Source organism: Micromonospora sp. KC213 (assembly GCF_004348325.1).
In the GTDB taxonomy this organism is placed as follows: Bacteria; Actinomycetota; Actinomycetes; order Mycobacteriales; family Micromonosporaceae; genus Micromonospora.
The window spans coordinates 1-3,869 of sequence record NZ_SMKF01000292.1 but is presented as its reverse complement, the minus strand read 5'-3'; the positions used below and the strand labels follow the sequence as shown (position 1 = coordinate 3,869).

3 protein-coding genes are annotated in these 3,869 nt (G+C 73.2%); 2 read left to right on the top strand and 1 reads right to left on the bottom strand.

Translation table 11 applies throughout. The features are described 5' to 3' along the window. Window positions 1-1,750, top strand: a 1,750-nt coding sequence (locus E1166_RS29845) for a beta-N-acetylhexosaminidase (protein ID WP_132343159.1), incomplete at its 5' end; no start/stop codon positions are given. 279 nt (window positions 1,751-2,029) lie between these two features. On the opposite strand, the gene E1166_RS29840 is transcribed toward E1166_RS29845, so the two are convergent. Beyond that, complete coding sequence (locus tag E1166_RS29840; protein ID WP_132343160.1) at window positions 2,030-2,836, bottom strand: helix-turn-helix transcriptional regulator; 807 nt, start codon at window positions 2,834-2,836, stop codon at window positions 2,030-2,032. 263 nt (window positions 2,837-3,099) lie between these two features. Between E1166_RS29840 and E1166_RS29835 the strand changes: the two genes are divergently transcribed. Then, on the top strand, window positions 3,100-3,471 hold the full coding sequence (locus E1166_RS29835) for a nuclear transport factor 2 family protein (RefSeq protein WP_132343158.1): 372 nt from the start codon (window positions 3,100-3,102) through the stop codon (window positions 3,469-3,471). Window positions 3,472-3,869 lie beyond the last annotated feature (398 nt).

The window sequence follows — 3,869 nt, the reverse complement described above, 5'->3', positions numbered from 1 at the left end:
GACCAACCCCGAGACCCGCCCGCAGCCACCGGCCGCCGGCCTGCCCACCCGCCGGCCGGGCGCCGCCGACCTGGCCCGGGACGCCGCCCGGACCGCCGGGCACCTGCTCACGCCGCCGGCCCCGGTCCGCCTCGACGACGTGGTGCCGGCCCCGCTCTCGGTCGTGGCGGACCCCGGCGCCGACCACACCCTCGCGGCCGACGCCGCCATCCGGGTCACTCCCGAGGCGGGCGCGCGGGACGTCGCCGACCAGCTCGCCGACCTGCTCCGGCCCGCGACCGGCTATCCGCTCCCGGTCACCGACGCGGCACCCGGTGGCGCCGAACTGACCCTGACCGTGGCCGGCGCCGACCTCGGTTCCGGCGCGCCCACGGATTCCGGCGCGGGGGCGGGGCACGGCGACGAGGGCTACCGGCTGGAGATCACCACCACCGGGGTACGGCTCACCGCCGACACCGCCACCGGCCTCTTCCACGGGGTGCAGACACTGCGGCAACTCCTCCCGGCCACGATCGAGAGCCGCACCCCGGTGGACGAGCGCTGGGTGCTACCCGGTGGCGTGATCGTCGACCGGCCGCGCTTTCCGTACCGCGGGGCGATGCTCGACGTGTCCCGACACTTCTTCGCCGTCGAGGACGTCCTGCGAGTTGTCGACCACCTGGCCCGGTACAAGCTCAACCATCTGCACCTGCACCTCACCGACGACCAGGGCTGGCGGATCGCGATCGACTCCTGGCCCCGGCTGACCACCGTCGGCGGCACGACCCAGGTCGGGGCCGGCCCCGGCGGGTACTACTCGAAGGCCGACTACCGGCGGATCGTCCGGTACGCCGCCCGCCGGCACGTCACGATCGTCCCCGAGGTCGACCTGCCGGGCCACACCAACGCGGCGCTGGTCGCGTACCCCGAGCTGGCTCCGGGCAAGGTCGCGCCCCCGCCCTACACCGGCACCGAGGTCGGCTTCAGCCACGTCGACCCCGACGACGAGCGGACGTACGACTTCGTCGCCGACGTGCTCGGCGAGGTGGCCGCCCTGACCCCCGGCCCGTGGCTGCACATCGGCGGCGACGAGGCGTTCAAGGTCAAGGGGGCGGCGTACACCGGCTTCGTCGAGCGGACCCAGCGAATCGTCGCCCGCACCGGCAGGACGGTCATCGGCTGGCACCAGATCGCCCCGGCCGCCCACCTCGACGGGCGGGTGCTGCAGTGGTGGGGCACCAACGGCGACGACCCCGAGGTCGCCGAGGCGGTACGCCGGGGCGCCCGACTGATCCTCTCCCCCGGCAACCATGCCTACCTGGACATGAAGTACGCCCCGGACACCCCGATCGGTCACGACTGGGCCGGCCTGATCGACGTGCGCCGCGCGTACGAATGGGACCCGGGTGCGCACCTGATTGGGGTACCGGCCGAGGCGGTGCTCGGGGTGGAGGCCCCGCTCTGGACCGAGTCGGTCACCACGCTGGCAGAGGTCGAGTTCATGCTTCTCCCCCGGCTGCCCGCCCTCGCCGAGCTGGCCTGGTCACCCCGGGCCATCCACGACTGGGCCGGGTTCCGCGACCGGCTGGCCGGGCACGGCCGCCGCTGGAGCACCGCCGGCATCGCCTTCCACCGCTCCCCCGAGGTGCCCTGGCCGGCCGAGCGGGCCGACGGTGACCGGCTCGACCGCGAGCCCACGCGCCCCTTGCCCAGCCAGCCTGGCCCGGGTCAGTCCCGGCATGCCTCGACGACGGCGAGGCTGTCCTCGTAGACGTGGTGGCGGGTGATGAGACCGTCCTTGACGTCAGGTGCAGGGCGAACCGGGTGCGGAACCTCTTCCCGGTACGGCGCACCGTCTGGAGCGTCTCGCCGATCACGACGGCGTGCGGCCCGTCGACGAAGATGTCCGTGACCGTGGCCGAACCCAGCCCGGGCACGGTGCGGTCCGGTCGGGATCCTGCCCCGCGACGATGCGGGACAGGAGCTCGTCAACGGTGCGACGGGTGGTGGACATGCCGGTGCTCCGCGGTGTCGGTGTCGGTGGGGTCGGTCATCGCCGGGCGCGGTCGCGCAGCACCGACGTCGTGTGGTCGTCGGCCGGGTAGAACGACTCGATGGACAACTCGGCCAGGGTGACGTCCAGAGGCGTGCCGAACGTCGCGATGGTGCTGAGGAAGACCAGCTCCCCGCATTCGTGGCGCAGCCGCAGCGGCACCACGATCTCGCCCGGGCCGGGCAGCTCGATCTCCGGTTCCGGGCTGTCGCACGGGTAGGCGCGCAGCTCGGCCTCCAGGGCCGCCAGCTCCGCGTCGCCGGTCAGCTCGACCTGACGGCCCAACCGGCTCAGCAGGTGCCCGCGCCACTCGCCGAGGTTGGCGATGTGCGGTGCGAGCCCGTCCGGGTGCAGGCTGACCCGCAGCACGTTCGCCGGTGCGACCAGCAGCTCCGGCGCGACCAGGTCGGTGAGGAGCGTCAGGCTGGGGTTGGCGTCGATCAGGTTCCAACCCCGGTCGACCACCACCGCCGGATACGGCTCGTGACCGGCCAGCACCTGACGTACGGCGGCACGGACCGCCGCCATCTGCGGTGCGCCGAGGGCGTTCTCCGGGTACGCCGGCGCGTAGCCCGCCGCCAGCAGCAGCCGGTTGCGTTCGCGCAGCGGCAGGTCGAGTGGCCCGGCCAGACGCAGCACCATCTCCCGGCTCGGCCTGGACCGTCCGGTCTCGACGAAGCTCAGGTGCCGGGTGGAGATCTCCGCGCGAATGGACAGCTCCAGCTGGCTGAGGCGGCGCAGCTCCCGCCACCGGCGCAGTGCCTCCCCGACCGGCGGCGCGGACGTGTGGACGGTGGCGCTCATCGCCGGCCCCGCACTGCGCTCGTCGGGACCGGTCGGAACCTCGAACGGCGTACGCGGCATGTGGTCATCATGATCCCCCGTCTCGGGTCCTGGTGCGGTGCCCGGCACCACTGTGCCGCGCGGCGGGCCGCGCGTCGATTACCTGCCGGGTAATCGCCGGCGGTCCGATTCACGGCCACGGGCCGTTACCCGGCAGGTAATCGACACTCCCCGTCGGAGGGGCCAGAGTTCTCGCCGTCACCAACCGACGATGGGAGCATCCGATGAGTACGCACTCCGACCTGGTCGACCGTTACCTCGCCGTGTGGAACGAGCCGGACGCCGCCGCCCGAGCGTCGGCGGTCGCCACCCTCTTCACCCCGGACGCCACCTACACCGACCCGCTGGCGGCGGTACGTGGTCACCAGGAGATCACCGCCGTCGTCACCGGGGTACGGGACACCTTCCCCGGGCACGTCCTGCGCCGGCACGGCATCGTGGACGGGCACCACGACGTGGTCCGGTTCGGCTGGGAGTTGGTGCCCGCGGAGGGCGGCGACTCCGTGGTCGTCGGCTTCGACGTCGCGGTCTGCGACCCGGACGGCCGGGTGCGTGCTGTGCACGGTTTCCTGGACAAGGTGCCCGCAGCGGCCTGATCCCCGGATGCCTCGCCCGGCGGCACCCACCGGCCGGGCGAGGCACACCTGGCCAGCTTCCACGCGTGTTGATCAAGCGGTTCTCGTCGGTCGTCCATCACGGCAGCGCCAAGGGGTGAATGAGCCGGCTGGGCCGGATGTCCGGTTTGGCCTGCCGAATCCCGTGGCCGGGCCACCCCGCGCTGGCGGAATCGGCGACGGGGTGGGGGCGTTGTACATGGCATAACCACCGGCGCTCCCCCATGGGGACGCCGCCCGGAACCGGAAACGCGGGCCAACACCCCCGGCCGGTCAGGCTGTGGAATGCCGGCCCCGCCGGATCGGTTACATCCCCCGGACATCGAGGCTCGGCCCGTGGAATGCGAGCCCCGCCCGATCGGTTACATCCCCCGGACACC

What these genes read in the sequence shown, in the direction of transcription:
- E1166_RS29840 (WP_132343160.1), bottom strand. Translation starts at nt 2,836, where the DNA reads ATGAGCGCCACCGTCCACACGTCCGCGCCGCCGGTCGGGGAGGCACTG.
- E1166_RS29835 (WP_132343158.1), top strand. Translation starts at nt 3,100, where the DNA reads ATGAGTACGCACTCCGACCTGGTCGACCGTTACCTCGCCGTGTGGAAC.